14 protein-coding genes are annotated in these 16,859 nt (G+C 40.8%); 12 read left to right on the top strand and 2 right to left on the bottom strand.

Features of this window, described 5'->3' with window-relative positions:
• The first annotated feature begins 18 nt into the window (after positions 1 to 18).
• The 4 genes from ACQKMH_RS15300 to ACQKMH_RS15285 all read left to right on the top strand — a co-directional run bounded on the left by ACQKMH_RS15300 (position 19) and on the right by ACQKMH_RS15285 (position 4,497).
• Positions 19 to 1,971 carry a primary-amine oxidase gene (locus ACQKMH_RS15300; RefSeq protein WP_427588334.1) on the top strand — a complete coding sequence of 651 codons (1,953 nt, stop codon included), beginning with the start codon at positions 19 to 21 and terminating at the stop codon, positions 1,969 to 1,971.
• Positions 1,972 to 2,022: 51 nt separating this feature from the next.
• Entirely contained in the window at positions 2,023 to 2,607 is a 585-nt protein-coding gene (locus tag ACQKMH_RS15295) for a hypothetical protein (RefSeq protein WP_427588333.1), read from the top strand.
• 231 nt (positions 2,608 to 2,838) lie between these two features.
• The gene (locus ACQKMH_RS15290; RefSeq protein WP_427588332.1) at positions 2,839 to 3,693 is read left to right on the top strand and encodes a RhaT/GlcU family sugar-proton symporter; all 855 of its coding nucleotides are present in this window, start codon (positions 2,839 to 2,841) and stop codon (positions 3,691 to 3,693) included.
• Positions 3,694 to 3,711: 18 nt separating this feature from the next.
• Positions 3,712 to 4,497, top strand: coding sequence for an SDR family oxidoreductase (locus ACQKMH_RS15285; RefSeq protein ID WP_427588331.1), 786 nt, complete (start codon positions 3,712 to 3,714; stop codon positions 4,495 to 4,497).
• A gap of 116 nt (positions 4,498 to 4,613) precedes the next feature.
• Here ACQKMH_RS15285 and ACQKMH_RS15280 read toward each other — a convergent pair whose 3' ends face one another.
• Positions 4,614 to 5,159, bottom strand: a complete 546-nt coding sequence (locus ACQKMH_RS15280) for an NADPH-dependent FMN reductase (protein ID WP_427588330.1) — start codon at positions 5,157 to 5,159, stop codon at positions 4,614 to 4,616.
• Positions 5,160 to 5,518: 359 nt separating this feature from the next.
• On the opposite strand from ACQKMH_RS15280, the gene lepB reads away from it, so the two are divergent.
• Entirely contained in the window at positions 5,519 to 6,067 is a 549-nt protein-coding gene (gene lepB / locus ACQKMH_RS15275) for a signal peptidase I (RefSeq protein ID WP_427588329.1), read from the top strand.
• 105 nt (positions 6,068 to 6,172) lie between these two features.
• A complete protein-coding gene (cobT, locus tag ACQKMH_RS15270) occupies positions 6,173 to 7,219 on the top strand; it encodes a nicotinate-nucleotide--dimethylbenzimidazole phosphoribosyltransferase (RefSeq protein WP_427588328.1) in 1,047 nt (348 codons plus the stop codon).
• 90 nt (positions 7,220 to 7,309) lie between these two features.
• Here the strand turns inward: cobT and ACQKMH_RS15265 are convergent, their stop codons facing one another.
• On the bottom strand, positions 7,310 to 8,722 hold the full coding sequence (locus tag ACQKMH_RS15265) for a sigma-54 interaction domain-containing protein (RefSeq protein ID WP_427588327.1): 1,413 nt from the start codon (positions 8,720 to 8,722) through the stop codon (positions 7,310 to 7,312).
• 614 nt (positions 8,723 to 9,336) lie between these two features.
• Here ACQKMH_RS15265 and ACQKMH_RS15260 point away from each other — a divergent pair.
• The 6 genes from ACQKMH_RS15260 (at position 9,337) to ACQKMH_RS15235 (ending at position 16,806) form a co-directional block, all read left to right on the top strand.
• A complete protein-coding gene (locus ACQKMH_RS15260; protein ID WP_427588326.1) occupies positions 9,337 to 11,019 on the top strand; it encodes an alpha-keto acid decarboxylase family protein in 1,683 nt (560 codons plus the stop codon).
• Positions 11,020 to 11,596: 577 nt separating this feature from the next.
• Positions 11,597 to 11,797, top strand: coding sequence for a hypothetical protein (locus ACQKMH_RS15255; RefSeq protein ID WP_427588325.1), 201 nt, complete (start codon positions 11,597 to 11,599; stop codon positions 11,795 to 11,797).
• A gap of 319 nt (positions 11,798 to 12,116) precedes the next feature.
• Positions 12,117 to 12,722 carry an acyltransferase gene (locus tag ACQKMH_RS15250; RefSeq protein ID WP_427588324.1) on the top strand — a complete coding sequence of 202 codons (606 nt, stop codon included), beginning with the start codon at positions 12,117 to 12,119 and terminating at the stop codon, positions 12,720 to 12,722.
• A gap of 743 nt (positions 12,723 to 13,465) precedes the next feature.
• Complete coding sequence (locus ACQKMH_RS15245) at positions 13,466 to 15,172, top strand: hypothetical protein (protein ID WP_427588323.1); 1,707 nt, start codon at positions 13,466 to 13,468, stop codon at positions 15,170 to 15,172.
• A gap of 411 nt (positions 15,173 to 15,583) precedes the next feature.
• The gene (locus ACQKMH_RS15240; RefSeq protein ID WP_427588322.1) at positions 15,584 to 16,273 is read left to right on the top strand and encodes an alpha/beta fold hydrolase; all 690 of its coding nucleotides are present in this window, start codon (positions 15,584 to 15,586) and stop codon (positions 16,271 to 16,273) included.
• A 113-nt stretch (positions 16,274 to 16,386) separates the two neighbouring features.
• A complete protein-coding gene (locus ACQKMH_RS15235; RefSeq protein WP_427588321.1) occupies positions 16,387 to 16,806 on the top strand; it encodes a VOC family protein in 420 nt (139 codons plus the stop codon).
• Positions 16,807 to 16,859 lie beyond the last annotated feature (53 nt).

Below are 16,859 nucleotides of genomic sequence, written 5' to 3'. Positions count from 1 at the left end.
CTAAAAGGAGAGGGTACGATGGAAAAAACATCAAACTTGAAAGTAGCGAGGGAAAATCATCCGCTTGATCCATTATCGGCAGAAGAACTTGAGTTGACGGTCAAGATTTTAAAACGTGATAAAGGAATGGATGTCCAATACCGTTTTGCTAACATTAGCTTACTGGAACCGGAAAAATCCATTGTTTTGAATTATCAGGATGAAGAACAAATCAAGAGAGAAGCATTCTGTATCGTTCTCCATAATAAAGAGGGAAAGACATATGAGGCTGTCGTTTCTTTAACGGAAGGCAACATAAAATCATGGAAACTGATTCCGGGAGTGCAGCCATCCATTATGGCAGATGAATTCTTGGAGTGTCAAGAAGTCGTGAAAAGCCACCCGGAGATGATAGAGGCCTTTGCTAAAAGGGGTCTTACGAATATGGACAATATTATGGTAGATCCATGGTCTGCGGGGAATTTTGGTATTGAAGAAGAAGAGGACGTTCGAATCGTAAGGGCTTTATGTTATTACCGTACATCATTATATGATAATGGGTATGCACGCCCCATTTCAGGATTATATGTCCTAGTAGATTTAAATAAGATGGAAGTCATCAAGATTGTGGATAAAGGTGCCATACCGTTACCTCCGCTTGATGGAAATTATACACCCGATCAAGTCGGGAAAATGAGGCAGGATGTAAAACCTTTAGAAATCATCCAACCGGAAGGTCCAAGTTTCACGACGAAAGGCCATGTGATCGATTGGCAAAAATGGAAGATTCGCTTTGGTTTCAACTCTCGTGAAGGTCTTGTCCTTCATACGGTCAGTTACAATGATGATGGAGTGCATCGGTCAATCCTCTATAGAGCATCTTTATCCGAAATGGTGGTGCCTTATGGTGACCCAACAGATCCGGTGAACAGGAACAATGCTTTCGATGCGGGGGAATACGGAATCGGCATGTTGGCTAATTCACTGGAACTTGGATGTGACTGTCTAGGTGAAATCAAGTACTTTGATGCGAACCTGGTGGATAGTAAAGGGGATGTCATTCATATCAAAAATGCCATTTGCTTACATGAGGAAGACTTTGGAATTGGTTGGAAACATACGGATTGGAGAACCGGTCATGTTGAAGTCCGCCGTTCAAGAAGACTGGTCTTATCAAGCATCTCGACAGTCGGAAATTACGAATATGGATTTTATTGGTATTTCTTTCAAGATGGGACGATACAGTTTGAAGTGAAATTGACAGGCATATTGCATACTCAAGCCATCGAACCTGGCCAAAAGCATCCACACGGCAATTTGGTTGCTCCTCAATTATTTGCAGCACATCATCAGCATTTCTTCAATATGAGGCTGGATATGATGGTTGACGGAAGCAATAATTCAGTCTATGAGGTCAATACAAAAAGGATGGAGAAGGGGCCGGACAACCCGTATGGCAATGGTTTCTACCCAGTTTCAACTCTGCTAAAACATGAATCGGAGGCAGTTCGAGATCTGGATTTGCGAACTGCGCGCTTCTGGAAGATTGTCAATCCATCAAAAACGAATAGTTTGGGAGAACCTGTTGGTTATAAATTGTTCGCAGGTGAAAATTGTTTCCCGTTCGCCGATGATGATTCGCCCCTTTTAAAACGGGCTGGATTCTTAAAGCATCATTTTTGGGTGACGCCATTCAATCCGGAAGAACAGTTTGCATCAGGGCGGTATCCAAACCAACATGCAGGGGGAGAGGGGTTGGAAGAGTGGGTTAAAGCCGATCGCTCCATTGAAAATGATGACGTTGTGGTCTGGTATAACATGGGGCACCATCATATAACCCGACCTGAGGATTGGCCGGTCATGCCGACTGCATATATTAGCTTCATTTTGAAACCAGTAGGCTTTTTCGATCGCAATCCGGCTCTTGACGTGCCTCCATCAAAATCAAAGAATTCGGCTTGCCATATGGATAATAACTCTTCCTGTCATTAAAGAATCAGCCGTCGCACAAAAATAGCTCTTACTAGAAGGGAAGCGAATCAAATGCTGCTGCTTACCAGTTTTATCATAGTCGGGGCCTATACGTTTTATTTTTCCAAAAAAGTAAATCGGAATAAAGATCATATTGGCACGAGCCTGGGTAAATGCATGGTCATGATGTTAAGCATGACAACAAGTTTGACCTTGAGTTTAATCCTGGCATTCATGTTACCCGGCATGCTGGCGGTTTTAACTGTTGTAGCCATCGCAATATGTGCCGTGGCAGCAATCATCATTGGAAGCCCATTCGGTTTAACTGCGGTAATGGAATCTATATCCACAACTCTGATGGGGGCGATGATGGGCGCCATGCTTGGGGTCATGCTGCCTCTTGGTTCACAAACTTTCATGCTCGTTTCGATGGATCTGATTTATCTTGCCAGTATATTATTTGTGACATTTTATATAAAGAGGCATGATGTAAAAGAAACACATCCAACAAAAAGAATGAAGGAACTTGTTCCATTCTACTTGACTCTCTTGTTCTCCATCATCATGATCGGAACGACGGCTGCTTGGGAAAGTGATTTTTTCAAGGTCGGGAATGATCCGGAAATGGACATGCAGCATCATAAACATGGTGGATAGCTGCTATGGAGCCAGAAATAATATTTTCACTCATCAAAAAGGGCTGCGAGGGCAGCCCTTTTTGTGTTGAACCTTTTTTTTACGACGGATGTGTCTAAATCCAGATCAATCCTCCCTTCAACCAAGGAAACTTCATAAAATTACCAAGACTCAATTCAAAGAATGCGAACATATTAAAAGAAGATAAAAAATTTCCTGCTTTGGATTTGAACTTACATATGGGGGTTGAAAATGGATATATTATTAGCTCTCTTGCCGGCATTATTCTGGGGAAGCATCGTTTTATTCAATGTGAAACTAGGTGGGGGACCTTATAGTCAAACATTAGGTACAACGATTGGCGCCTTGATTTTTTCAATTGGGGTTTTTATTTTTGCTGATATTAAGTTGTCTCTTTTGGTGTTTGGAGTAGGGGTTGTCTCTGGTCTGTTTTGGGCTGTTGGACAAGCTAATCAGCTTAAGAGCATTGATTTAATGGGCGTATCCAAAACGATGCCGATCTCAACCGGATTGCAGCTCATATCGACCACCTTATTCGGAGTCATTGTTTTTCACGAATGGTCCACAATGAAAGCGATCATTTTAGGGGTTTTGGCCTTAGTTTTCATTATTATTGGGATTGTCCTGACTTCATTGGAAGATAAAGAGTCAAAAGAGGGTAAAAAGGGAAACTTGAAGAAAGGAATCGTTATTCTCCTCATCTCGACGTTTGGTTATTTGGTCTATGTGGTCGTTGCCCGTCTTTTTGATGTTAATGGCTGGTCGGCGTTGTTCCCTCAAGCGATTGGTATGGTGATAGGCGGTCTGTTATTGACTTTTAAACATAAACCGTTTAACAAATATGCAATTCGCAATATCATTCCCGGATTGATATGGGCTGCAGGTAACATGTTTTTATTCATTTCCCAGCCTCGTGTGGGAGTCGCTACGAGTTTTTCCCTTTCTCAAATGGGAATAGTCATCTCAACTCTAGGCGGGATCATCATTTTACGTGAGAAGAAAACAAAACGCCAACTGATTGGAATCGTTATTGGAATTATCTTGATCATCATAGCCGGGATTATGCTCGGACTGGCAAAAAGTTAATTGGAGGAGGGCGATGAAATGTATACAGATTTAGAAGGTAAGGTCGTTGTGATAACCGGTTCATCCACTGGGTTGGGAAAAGCGATGGCCATTCGCTTTGCACAGGAAAAGGCAAAGGTCGTGGTTAATTATCGCAATAAATCAGAGGAAGCGGATAGTGTATTGGAAGAAATCAAAACCAATGGTGGAGAAGCTGTTGCAGTGAAAGGCGATGTCACTGTTGAAGAAGATATGATTAACCTTGTTCAATCTGCGATAAAGGAATTCGGCAAACTCGATATATTCATTAATAATGCAGGAATAGAAAATCCTGTTCCATCGCACGAAATGCCGTTAAGCGACTGGAATAGAGTAATCAATACCAACTTGACAGGCAATTTCTTAGGCTGCCGTGAAGCAATCAAGTATTTTGTCGAGAACAATGTTAAAGGGAATGTAATAAACATGTCCAGTGTACATGAGATGATTCCCTGGCCCTTATTCGTACACTACGCAGCAAGCAAGGGCGGTGTGAAGTTGCTTACGGAAACCTTGGCGCTTGAGTATGCGCCGAAAGGGATTCGTGTGAACAGCATTGGGCCTGGAGCCATAGCCACGCCAATAAATGCTGACAAGCTTGAAGATCCCGAAAAGAAAAAGGATCTGGAAAGCATGATTCCAATGGGGTATATCGGAAAACCTGAAGAAATTGCCGCGGTTGCTGTATGGCTGGCTTCTTCAGAATCCAGTTATGTAACGGGCATCACTCTATTCGCTGATGGCGGGATGACCAAATATCCTGCGTTCCAAGCTGGAAGAGGATAATTCATCCGCTTGGTAAAGGCGCAAACCTGCCATTGAGGCAAAGGGTCGCTTCTCACGATTCTTGATTAAAAAAATCCTGGCAGGATCAATTCCTGCCGGGATTTTTGTTAAAAAGATTATCGAGTATGATGATTATACCAGGTTATGAAATTATCAACGACCGTATCGATGAACTGGACAGTCGATTCATGTGTAAGACTTCCATCACTATCAATTTTATCATGCACGGCTCCAACGTATACTTCATTCCCAGGAAGGAGTGGGGAGGAGATACCTAGAGCGAATAAGATTTCACGCAAATGCAATTGAGCCTTAACCGTTCCTAATTGCCCCATTGACGCACCCATGATCCATGAAGGTTTACCGATCAAGACCTTATCGACTCGCGATAACCAATCGATGGCATTGCCCAATACCCCTGGAATCGTCCCATTGTATTCAGGTGTTACCCATAGGACTGCATCTGCATCAGCCACTTTACTTTTAAATTCGTTTACGACTGCAGGAGGATCATTTTCAATATCTTGGTCATAGAAAGGAAGATCCCGAATGTTTAAGATTTCGAGATCAAAACGATCTTGATATCTAGTTTGAATATATTTAGCGAGCTTTAGGTTGTAAGACTCTTTACGAATACTTCCCACTATTGCAACAACTTTCATCTTCATTACCTCCGACAGTTTATTTTTCATGGATAATCATGATAATAAATTCCACTTACCCATTATAATTGGAAATTAAATGAAAGGGAAAAAGGATGCTTAGGAAATAATCTTTCACCGATTCTAAGAAGCGGGCATTCGTTGATACCAAGTAAGTGCAGAAGCCGTTTTTAAGGCCACCTATTTTCCTGTTACAGAAGTGTACTCGTGAACTCGACTCTTTAGCTATGAAAAAATGATTCATTCTCGCAAGCGGTACATGGATATGTTACAATTTTCCCAGTTGAAACTGGACGATATTCTGAAAGATCATTGGTTTCCGAAGTGTTAGCGGCACTATGGAGGGGAGGAGGTCCCGCATGCAGGATAATAGGAAAAGTGAAGTATTATCGTGGTTGAAATCTATCTTATTTGCGATAATGATCGTATTTATTTGCCAACAGTTTTTATTTACGCCAGTGACCGTCAAAGGTGAATCCATGGAGCCGACTTATGAAAACGATGATCGGATCGTAGTTACTAAAGTCGGAATGCCCGAACGTTTCGATATGGTTGTATTTAATGCTCCAGACAGGGATGAGCTGTATATAAAAAGGGTGATCGGTTTACCAGGTGACAGTGTCGTTATGAAAGATGATGTGCTATATATCAATGGGAAAAAATATACAGAACCGTATTTGGAAACAAAAAAAGCGGAAATTCCAAGGGGAGAAAATCTGACGGAGAATTTCAACCTGAAAGATTCGTTTGGGAAAACCAAGGTACCAGTTGGTTCCTTATTTGTCATGGGGGATAATCGCAGGAATAGTTGGGATGGAAGAAGATTTGGTTTTATTTCTGAGCAATCACTTGTAGGCAAAGCGGAAATTCGTATCTATCCTTTAAATAAAATGGGAGCGCCGAAGTAATAATCGTAGATAATTATGTGGACGATGTTATATTTATAGCAGATGATGGATAAGAACCTTTTCCGATGGGGAAGGTTTTTCATTTTGAATTTTGGAGGGTTTAATATGACGAATGGGTTAGCCGCTATCTCCATCCCGATTCTGGATGAAGAAATGGGACGGCAAGTGAAAGGCCATGTTGATTCGCTGACTGTTCCTCAGGGAAGCTTAGGACGCCTTGAGGAATGGATCATCGAATTGGCCAAGATGACAGGATCGGCATTTCCTGACATTTCGAAACCGGGAGTGATCGTATTTGCAGCAGATCATGGAATAACGGAAGAGGGAGTTTCTGCTTATCCAAAAGAAGTGACAGAGCAAATGGCACTCAATTTCTTGAATGACGGAGCAGCCATCAATGTATTCAGCCGTGCGATAGATGCTTACTTAGACATTGTTGATATAGGGATCGATGCAGATATCGAAGCACCGGAATTAACCTCAAGAAAGGTCCGCCGTGGAACTAGGAACTTTTATAAAGAAGATGCGATGACACGAGAAGAGGTCATTCAAGCGCTTGAAATTGGATTTGCCCGTGCACAGGAAATGATTGCTCGTGGAGCGAAATGCCTGATCCTTGGTGAAATGGGAATCGGAAATACGACATCCAGTTCCGCCATCATCTCGGTCGTAAGCGGGAAAAGCGTAGAATCACTAGTGGGACAGGGAACAGGACTGAAATCGGAAGGTATTTTACATAAGCAAAGAATTATTGAAGAAGCGATTTCACTAAGAAATCCTAGTCCCGATGATCCTATCAATATATTAATGAAAATCGGGGGATTCGAGATTGCAGGTATGGCAGGGGCCATGCTCGCTGCAGCGAACAGCCGTATACCCATTCTTGTTGACGGATTCATTACAACCACCGCTGCTGTATTGGCCAACCTTATTTCAGACCGTGCAGCCGATTATATGTTTGTTGGACATCAATCGGCAGAACCAGGTCATAGAACAGCCATAGAATTGCTGGGTAAGAAGCCGATTCTCGATTTAGGAATGAGAATTGGAGAAGGAACAGGAGCCGCCGTGGCATACCCTATTCTAAAGGCAGCGACATTGGTCATTAAAGAGATGGCAACATTTGAATCGGCAGGCGTATCAAATAAGTAAGAAAAAAGAGACCTTCCATGTGAAGGTCTCTTTTTATTATAAGACTTCAATCCGCTTTTCCGGCTCCAAGACAGGTATGAAATGAGCTTTTTAGTTCCCTTGTTGAATGGTTAGTTGATCTTTATATTTTTTCATCTTCCTAACGACGGAAGGCTGGCTAATCCCTAAAAATTCAGCCATTTCATAGGTGGATTTACATTGTTTACTCGCTTTCATCATCATCCATTTTTCCACTTGTTCAAGAGCGGTCTTTAGATCATGATCCTCAACCATCATTTGATCGATCATTAGGATATCATCTTTTTTTTCCAAGGGTTCTTGTCCATGGAAATGGGAGGGGAGGAATCCTGGGAAAATGATGGAGTCTTCCGAGGTCAAAATGAGCCGTTCAATTAGATTTTCCAATTCTCGTACGTTCCCTGACCATTTATGCTTAATCAGGATTTCGTAAGTGGAAGGGTGCAATTTCTTATCGGTTTTGTACTTCTTGTTGATGATTTCGAGATTATGATTGATTAAGATGGCAATATCTTCTTTTCTTTCTCGTAAAGGCGGTATTTGGACGGGAATCACATTTAAGCGGTAATACAAATCGAGCCTGAATGCTCCCTTTTCAACCATTTCCTCAAGGTTTTGATTGGTTGCTGTTACAAGCCGGAAATCTATCTTATGCTCTTTCTTTCCGCCCACTCTTTTAAAAGTCTTCTCTTGCAAGACATTTAATAGTTTTACTTGCATATCCAGGGGAAGTTCCCCTATTTCATCCAGAAATAAAGTTCCGTTATCTGCCTGTTCAATCAGTCCCTGCTTCCCATGCTTTTGCGCACCGGTGAAGGAGCCTGCTTCATAACCAAACATTTCAGATTCAAAGAGACTTTCTGGAATGGTACTGCAGTTGACTTCGATGAATGGCTCTTTGCTGCGGTAACTTTGATTATGGAGTCGGCGGGCAAAGACGCTCTTTCCAACACCCGATTCCCCAAGTAGCATGACTGTGGCATCCGTTTTGGAAACACGGAGTATCGTTTTGGCGATTTGCTGCATTTCCTTGCTGCGATAGATCAGCTCTTCCTGTTCCCTAAGTTCCTCGACCTCCGATTGGTATTCTTGGATCTTTTTCTCCAATTGCCCATACTGATCCTGGAGTTTCCTGATTTCAGTTTGATCTTGAGCATAACTGACGACACGGATCAAATCACCATCATCATCAAAGATGGGAAAGGCAGTCGACATGACGATTTTTCCCGTCTTCGTCTGCTGCATAATCTGGACAGGTGTTTTTTCTTTCAATACCATGGCGGAAATCGAAGGTGAAAGTATTCCTTCCGTTTCAAGCTGGTAAACGGATTTTCCTAGATAATGGTCAGGTTCAATTCCATAAATCCACCAATGGTTAGGATTCGTAAATAAAATGAATCCTTTTTCATCGGTCACGGTAATATTGTTATTGGATGTACTGATGATGCATTCCAAAACTCTTTTCACATTCTTATCACTCATCATTTTCCTCCTTATCCCATTGTTCCGGTGATTCAAATATAAATCAAAAACAAGTAGTAAATCAAGAATTTTCAGATACCTCGATTCGAAATTGAATCATTTTTCATACATTTGGCATATGAGCACGATGATAGGATATCGAGTGGAGGAAGTGTCATCATGAAAGCTGTTATTTATCTGAACTAAGGAAAAATGGATGTTTCGTGAGCTGAAGGGGTTCTTTCGCTACCTCCATCAGAATAGCTTAGATTCGTATTTACGAAATATAGAAAAATATAAAGTGAAGTGAAAATTGATATTGGTTTTACTTTGCTTTGCAAGAGGTTTTTCATTTTTGTCACTTTGGATGACTTCCGAGGAGGTAGTGATATACCTCATATATTGTTTCGGAACCACCCTGATGCCGAAGCCCATTAGGGTGAGGTTTAGGAACTAGTGCTTTTCCTACTGGTGTGAAAGGTGGAACAAACCTAATGATTTCAAAATCACTGTCAATTCTAAAAAGTTGAAAATGGGGTAAATGAGTTGCAAAAGCAGCTCATTTTTATATGGATATCTAAACGGTTAACCTATTTCTGTTTGGGTATAAATAAAGGAGAGATGAATCGAATGAAGGAGTGATTAATTTGGCAGGGAACAGAACCTTGGGACAGTATTTGTACGACTGCTTGAAGGCAGAAGGTATTTCAGAGATTTTTGGTGTGCCTGGAGACTATAATTTCTCATTACTGGATACTTTGGAAGAATACGATGGGATCGAGTTCATTAATGGACGAAATGAACTCAATGCTTGTTACGCGGCGGATGCATATGCCCGTGTGAAGGGCATATCAGCATTGATCACCACATTTGGTGTCGGTGAAATGAGCGCATGTAATGCAATCGCTGGTGCTTACAGTGAAAATGTGCCAATCATTCATATTGTAGGCTCGCCAAAGTCCATGATGCAAAAGGAAAAGGCGCTTGCCCATCATACGTTAATGGACGGAGATTTTGACGTTTTTCGTAAGGTTTATGAGCATATCACGAGCTATACGGCGATTCTTACACCAGAAAACGCTGCTAGGGAGATACCGGCAGCAATCAGAATCGCGAAGGAAAAGAAAAAGCCCGTTTATCTTGTAGTGGCTATTGATCTCGTGACAAAACCGGTGATTTCTCAAAGCAAGCTTTCGGAAAATGAATCAAAAACGAATGTTGATGCACTGCAGTCAGCGGTCGAGCACATAAAAAGAATATTAGAGCCTGCAAAAAAAGCAGTTCTGCTTGTCGACGTGAAAACACTTCGTTATCACCTGCAGAATTCCGTGCAGCAGTTGGCTGAGCGGTTGAATGTTCCAGTCGCTTCGTTGATGCAGGGGAAAAGTGGATTTGATGAGAGCCATCCTCAGTATATTGGTGTATATGGCGGAGCTTTCGGAAGTAAGGATGTAACCGAGACCGTTGAGGAAGCGGATTGTGTTATTGCCGTTGGTCCTGTTTGGTCGGACACAAATACCTCAAAAAGTACGGCAATGCTTAATCCTCTTAAAATGGTAGAGATTCAACCCGACTCTTTAAAAGTGGGAGCAGCCAGCTATATGAACGTAAAAGCGGAGGATATTCTACATGCCTTGCAGGAAATTGGCTACAGGCAGGATGAATCTGTTGGAAAATTATCATTTCCGTATGACACGATGATTGAAGACCCAGCAGCACCACTAAAAGCGGCATCCTATTATCCTCGTATACAGCAGATGTTGAAGGAAAATGACATTGTGGTCACGGAAACAGGAACATTCTCTTATGGGATGTCACAGGTTAGATTGCCAAAAGGGACGACATACATAGCGCAGGGAGGATGGCAGAGCATCGGGTATGCGACGCCCGCTGCCTTCGGTGCTTGTATAGCGGATAAAAACCGTCGTGTTCTTTTGTTCACCGGTGATGGCTCAATACAGCTGACAGCACAGGAAATCAGCTCGATGCTTGCGAACGGCTGTAAACCGATAGTTTTTATTCTCAACAATAACGGTTATACGATAGAAAAATATCTAAACGTAAAGGTCGATATCGAAAAGCAGAAATATAACGAGATACCAGAGTGGGATTATACAAAACTAGCCGAAGCTTTTGGCCAGGAGGCGTTCACTGCGAAAGTCGAGACGAATAGGGAACTGGATGATGCCATTGTAAAAGCTCAGGACATGAATGACGAAAAACTTTGCCTTATCGAAATGATCGTGAAGGATCCAATGGATGGACCAGAGTATCTTCAGAAAATGAGGCAATACCTTGAGAAGCAAGAGAAACAACAGTAATATCAAAAGGCCTTCTGTCAGGAAGGCCTTTTTGGAGTGGGTGAAACGGAGTGCACGCTTTTATACCAAGAACCTTGAGTGAAGAATGCTTCAAGGACTTTGTATGACACAAATAGAACAGCCTTAGATGTCATCGGGATAAGAAAACGAGTGCCTTTGATAGTTTTTGTTATGTACGTAACGCCGGAGAAGGATAAACCAAAAGCCTAGGAAACATATCGCGTTTCACTTGGCTTCTTTGGCATGCCTGCTTTTGCTTTTTCATCACTCACTAGTTTGATCGTTTTATCGTATTTAAAATTACATAGTTTGATGGGCATGAAACGCAGCCTCATTATAGAAAGCATCATCTAAGCTTTTATGATTAAAAGAAACAAAGGATTGGGCAATCCCAATCACCTAAGTCCTACATACCTGAAGATAAATGGGCAGTCTTCCAAGAGTGGTCTCTGTCATTTCAAAATTGAAACCGAGAAACTTTAAATTGAGAGTAAGATGAAGAAGACCATAAAGTCATATATTTAGAAATCGATTTCCAGTAGGGTTAGCTATTTCTTAGTAGATAAGGGGGAAAAGAATGCGTAAATCTGTATCATTATCGTGGCTAATAGAGTCGAATAAAGAAAAACTAATCAATAATCAGATGTTTATAGATCGGGTAAAAGAAAAAAGGATAAAAAGCAAGTGGAAATGCAGGAAAAACCATAAAAAAAAGGCAGGTGATGATGATGTTATTGAGAAAAGCCTGGTATTTACAACAAACGATTACCTATCATAGAAAAAAGAAGGATGAAATAGCTGAACGAAAGGATTTATCAAGCCTTGAAGGAGTCCGTGTATGTAATCAACTCGATTATGCAATTTTGGAAATGCAAAGGTTAATGCGCGAGTGAGGATGGATTCAAAAAAATAATCATGGTCGGAACATTTGTAGGTATAGGTGTAACCGATTGTTAATTTCGTGAATATTAAATCTATTCATATTGAGAGAGTCTTAAAGCCATTAACCCTCCCTCTATTTTTGCATGTAGAAAGGCACTAGATCCTTCTGTTAAATATTAACATGTAAGAAAAAATTTAAAAAACGGAAGTGTATTATGTTGACGAAAAATGAAAAGTTAAACTTGGAATCTGGTTTTTTCAAAATGTATTGGATTAAAATTAATAAAATGCTATTAAGAAAGATAGGCGGTTTATTGCCTCAATCGAATCATCCATTCGGGAAAATATTAGGCAGGAACTTCAGGAATTGGACTGCGAAACAGATTGCTAAAGAATTTGGTCAGGGAATTAGCGTTGAAAAAGGAGCTGAAATTCAACCCTCAGTTATATTGAAAGACGGTTGCACAGTTGGGGTTAATTGTAAGGTAGGTGCAGAAACGATTATAGGAAAAAACTCAAAGTTGGCTCCAGATTGCATGATCTTTACAAGAAACAAGAAGTTCCACAAAGAAGAAGGGAAATTTTATGGGTATCGGGAAGTCAAGCCAGTTATTATAAATGATAATTGTTGGATAGGAGCAAGGGTTATAATTTTGCCAGGAGTGGAAATTGGGGAAAGTTGTGTAGTTGGCGCAGGATCCGTCGTCACTAAAAGTATGCCGCCTTTTTCAGTCATTGCAGGTAATCCAGCCGAAGTAATGAAAGGCTTACTAGGTGAAGAGGTGCAAAAGAAAAAAATTAACAGTTCCGAAAATATATAACCGGTATATATCCAATGAAAGAAAGAAGGGTTATTAAATCGGGTTTCAAATGACCTTCCTAGGAGATGATCGGAAACGGAAGCAAGGTTTCCTCGTTACAAGGAACAGTGTATATTGTACGTGTTCAGGTAATAAAAGATCTTTCAAACATTTTATTAAACAGCGGTGGTAGCGCAATTTCAATTCTTGTCTATTAATGAGAAGGGATTTTTTAGAGGTGAAGGATACCATCCTTCGGGGAATAGTTGAAAAAGTTATGAATGCAATTATTAAAATAACCGTCATAGCGATTTTGAAAAAGGAATCGCTATGAGACGAACAAGTTCAAATGTGCCATACAGCATTTTGCGGCTTTTAGGAGCTGTCCTTTTTTATTAGATTTTGAACTTCTTTTGATATATATCCTTTTGAATATTCTTTTATACCAAATTCAGATGCAGCTAATAATGAAGTTACATTCTTTCTAGGAATAACCAGCACCTCCTAAATTTGAATTTACTAGTGAAGGTTTAGTTTATTTTTTATGTTTTGCAATTCTTTTAAGTATTTGGAGTATTTTTAATAACAAGTAACCGCTAAAAATCTAATAAAACGCGTGATGTCCAAATTCATTTGCGTCAAAAGCCGTTTTATTGGCACCACTGCAGGGGAAGTCCATCGTCTTCACAGCCTTTTTGATTAATCAACACGCCACAAGGTAAAGAATGCATTGTTTCTTCCTCATCTTTTTCAAAGGAGTAGTTATGGGTAATGTATACAGAAATATCAGTATCCTCATTTTGTCGCTAGTAGCGGCCTTCTCTCTCCAATCCGTCGCATACGGAAAAAATCCTGCCTGTGAGCCTTCAACGGGTAAAACCATTCATTTAAAAGACAATGAAGGCAATCTAAAACAAATATTGACGCTCGCACCAAACTCTACTTCGTCAACGGTACGGACGACCCTAAATTATGCCATTACGTCGGTTGCAGGCTATCCAAAAGACGAGTCGAGTGGGAGACGGGGTACCTTACATTTATCAAAAGGAACATTCACCTCAAGTGCCCTTCTTCTTTTGAAGGAAGGCGTCACACTACAAGGAACAGTGGAAAATGGGAATCCGGTCACTACATTATGTACGGAATCAAAAAGTGATCCGGTCACCATTAAAATGGCGAGTGATACAGGCGTCAAGAACATTATCCTCGATGGGAAACGCAGGACGGAAGATTCGGAAGGGAATCCAAAAAAGTATTACTCCTCACGGCACAGAGGCATCGAAGCAACAGCTATTGATCAAACTAAATCCACAGATGATTTGGTTTCTACATACCCCACCTCGACACTGCTACGCAATATCACCATTGAAGATACCCACATCATTGGATATGAGGGATATGGCATTTATTTAGAGCGTGTAAAAGGGGTAACCATCAAAGGTTCAGATCCAGAATATAAGAGAAGCATGAAAATTTCAGATATCGGGTACGGGGGAATCGGGGGATATTCAGTCAAAGATGTAACCGTCCAATATGCCATGGTCACCGATATCATGCCAGGTGCAACTGTAGGAAGCGCCCAACAAAGCTATGGGATGGCATTTAGTCATCGGAAGGATCATATGGCGAGCCCGGAAAACCAAGCTAAGTTCCCGCGAAGCCAACAAATCCGCGTCGATCAGAATGTGGTCGCCAATAATCCGACATGGGAAGGGATTGACACGCATTCAGGGTACAACGTGCAATTCACGAAAAACGTCATTTTAAACACGCGCTTTCCAATCGTTGTCGGGGGGATGGATTATGATGAAGGGAAAATTTCAGCCTATCCACCTCGCAACATCACGATTTCCGGAAATCGAATTAATAGTGATGGAGAAGAAACCACCGATGATTATACGAAATATGGGATAAAAAAGGATAATACCATAAAAACCGAAAGAGGAATCTCGTTGAACGGCACCCGATACACCGATCTTTACAAAACGAAGTTGGGATTTTTAGAAGGAGCTGTGATCTTAGGTAATTATGTGAACAATGTGCATGCTCAAGTAGAAACAAAGGGAGGCATCAGCATTCTCGCGACGAAAAATGCGGAAATTAGGGGAAATACGGTAGAAAACAGCCTATATTTCGGTATTGTGCTGCTTGGCTCCAATAATGCTCCAAAAATACAAGGGAATATCATACGACATGACAGGTACAATAATCCATTCATCCAAAGTAGAATTGGAATCCGCAGTTCTCTTGAAAATGGAAACCCTACAAATGACAATACGACAAATCCACGGTCCATCGAAAATATCCAGATAGATAACGACTTCACTGAAGTTGGAAATCGAACAGATTCCCAAACTACGTCGGAATATAATCTTTTGCATGGCTGGATAAGCTTAACTCCTGTACGCACGAATTTCGTGACTTTTGACTGGACACAGTATGAAACGATCAAATTGATGCAGGATAAGTGAGATTTCAAGTGGGAAAAAGAGAAGCAACGGGAATAATATTACACGTTTTATAGTAATTAAAATCTGTGTATTTATGTATGTAAAGTCTAAGATTTAGGCAGATAACCAAGATTAAATTACAATATATGTGGACTCGTTTCAAAAATGGAACGGACCAAATTATTTTTGGTATAGCTGAAATATATTTATCTTTCGTCCACTCTATTTTTTTCTCGTAAAAATAACAAAAGAAAGATTGATCAACATCCTGTATTCATTTTAACAGGATGTTGAAGACTCCTGAAGTTACCTCCACTTAAGGGAAGAAGAGCGTAAGAAGGGAATAATCGCATATCAGTTGAAATATATAAAGTATGTACAATAAATAAATCAGGTTTCATATAACGAAGCCCACTAAGGAGATGATCGCAGATGGAAACACGGGTGAATCAAATTAAATTGAATGGACTCACCTTTCAATATCGTGAGAGTGGGGAACCTTCTGCCCCACCTATTGTTGCACTTCACGCGCTAGGGAAAGATTCAGAATCATGGGATCAAGTGGCTGCCAAATTAGGAGAAAAATACCGTGTTTTAGCTTTAGATCAACGTGGTCATGGTGGGAGTGCGAGAACAAGTACATACACTTTTGAACTGATGTGCAATGACTTGCTTCAATTTGCGAATGCTATGAATTTGGAGCGGTTTACGTTAATTGGTCATTCCATGGGGGGAACAGTATCCTATCTTTTTTCGGAAGCATTTCCGTCAAGGATTGAACGCTTGATTGTTGAAGATACACCTCCTCCTTTTCTGGATAAGCCGATCGAAATTCCTGCCCAGCCTTCTGATCCCCTGCCATTTGATTGGCTGGTCGTACCTTCGATTTTACGGCAACTTAATGAACCAAGTCCCGAATGGTGGGTGCGCCTTACAGACATTATTATGCCGACTCTTATTATAGGCGGTGGGTCCAGTCATATGCCTCAAAATAAATTGCAGGAAGTTTCTGAGCTAATTCCGAATTGCCAGCTGGTAACGATAGAGGATGCTGGGCACTTTGTGCATGATGCTAATTTACCAGCATTCTTAGCGGCCGTAAAAAGTTTTCTTAAATCATGAGTTTCCGAATGCTTTCGCCATTGGATACATCGAGTTAGTTACCCACCGTAAAATTCTACGACAAGGATAGCAAGGATTCTCCCCAATTTTGAAAAATAGAGAGGGATGGGACAATGGAAGGTAAATGGCCCAAAGAAATGAAAGTAGCGCAAATCCGAGTTGCACGCCCTACGGATCAACTGAAAGAAATTGAAAACTTCTATTGTGAAGGATTAGGTTTGAAAAAAATCGGTTCCTTTGAAGGACATGAAGGATATGAAGGTATAATGATAGGGCTTCCTAATTCAAACTATCATTTAGAGTTTACGCAACACAAAGATGGAAGTCCATGTCCAGCCCCAACAAAGGATAATCTGATTGTCTTTTATATTCCTGAAAGTAAAACCATTGAAGAAGTCACAAATAGATTGAAAGGTATGGGATATGATCCGGTATCCCCTGAAAACCCATATTGGGAACAATCAGGTGTTACAATTGGAGATCCAGATGGGTGGAGAATTGTATTGATGAATTCGCCGGGAATAGGAAATTAAAATGATAAATGCACATAAAATTTAAGATTTACCTTCAATAAGGAGTTGCTTCG

It is taken from the genome of Peribacillus sp. NPDC097895, assembly GCF_050277555.1.
Lineage (GTDB): Bacteria > Bacillota > Bacilli > Bacillales > DSM-1321 > Peribacillus.
This window is presented reverse-complemented; position numbering and strand designations above follow the sequence as displayed.

What these genes read in the sequence shown, in the direction of transcription:
- ACQKMH_RS15300 (WP_427588334.1), top strand. Translation starts at nt 19, where the DNA reads ATGGAAAAAACATCAAACTTGAAAGTAGCGAGGGAAAATCATCCGCTT.
- ACQKMH_RS15295 (WP_427588333.1), top strand. Translation starts at nt 2,023, where the DNA reads ATGCTGCTGCTTACCAGTTTTATCATAGTCGGGGCCTATACGTTTTAT.
- ACQKMH_RS15290 (WP_427588332.1), top strand. Translation starts at nt 2,839, where the DNA reads ATGGATATATTATTAGCTCTCTTGCCGGCATTATTCTGGGGAAGCATC.
- ACQKMH_RS15285 (WP_427588331.1), top strand. Translation starts at nt 3,712, where the DNA reads ATGTATACAGATTTAGAAGGTAAGGTCGTTGTGATAACCGGTTCATCC.
- ACQKMH_RS15280 (WP_427588330.1), bottom strand. Translation starts at nt 5,159, where the DNA reads ATGAAAGTTGTTGCAATAGTGGGAAGTATTCGTAAAGAGTCTTACAAC.
- lepB (WP_427588329.1), top strand. Translation starts at nt 5,519, where the DNA reads ATGCAGGATAATAGGAAAAGTGAAGTATTATCGTGGTTGAAATCTATC.
- cobT (WP_427588328.1), top strand. Translation starts at nt 6,173, where the DNA reads ATGACGAATGGGTTAGCCGCTATCTCCATCCCGATTCTGGATGAAGAA.
- ACQKMH_RS15265 (WP_427588327.1), bottom strand. Translation starts at nt 8,722, where the DNA reads ATGATGAGTGATAAGAATGTGAAAAGAGTTTTGGAATGCATCATCAGT.
- ACQKMH_RS15255 (WP_427588325.1), top strand. Translation starts at nt 11,597, where the DNA reads ATGCGTAAATCTGTATCATTATCGTGGCTAATAGAGTCGAATAAAGAA.
- ACQKMH_RS15250 (WP_427588324.1), top strand. Translation starts at nt 12,117, where the DNA reads ATGTTGACGAAAAATGAAAAGTTAAACTTGGAATCTGGTTTTTTCAAA.
- ACQKMH_RS15245 (WP_427588323.1), top strand. Translation starts at nt 13,466, where the DNA reads ATGGGTAATGTATACAGAAATATCAGTATCCTCATTTTGTCGCTAGTA.
- ACQKMH_RS15240 (WP_427588322.1), top strand. Translation starts at nt 15,584, where the DNA reads ATGGAAACACGGGTGAATCAAATTAAATTGAATGGACTCACCTTTCAA.
- ACQKMH_RS15235 (WP_427588321.1), top strand. Translation starts at nt 16,387, where the DNA reads ATGGAAGGTAAATGGCCCAAAGAAATGAAAGTAGCGCAAATCCGAGTT.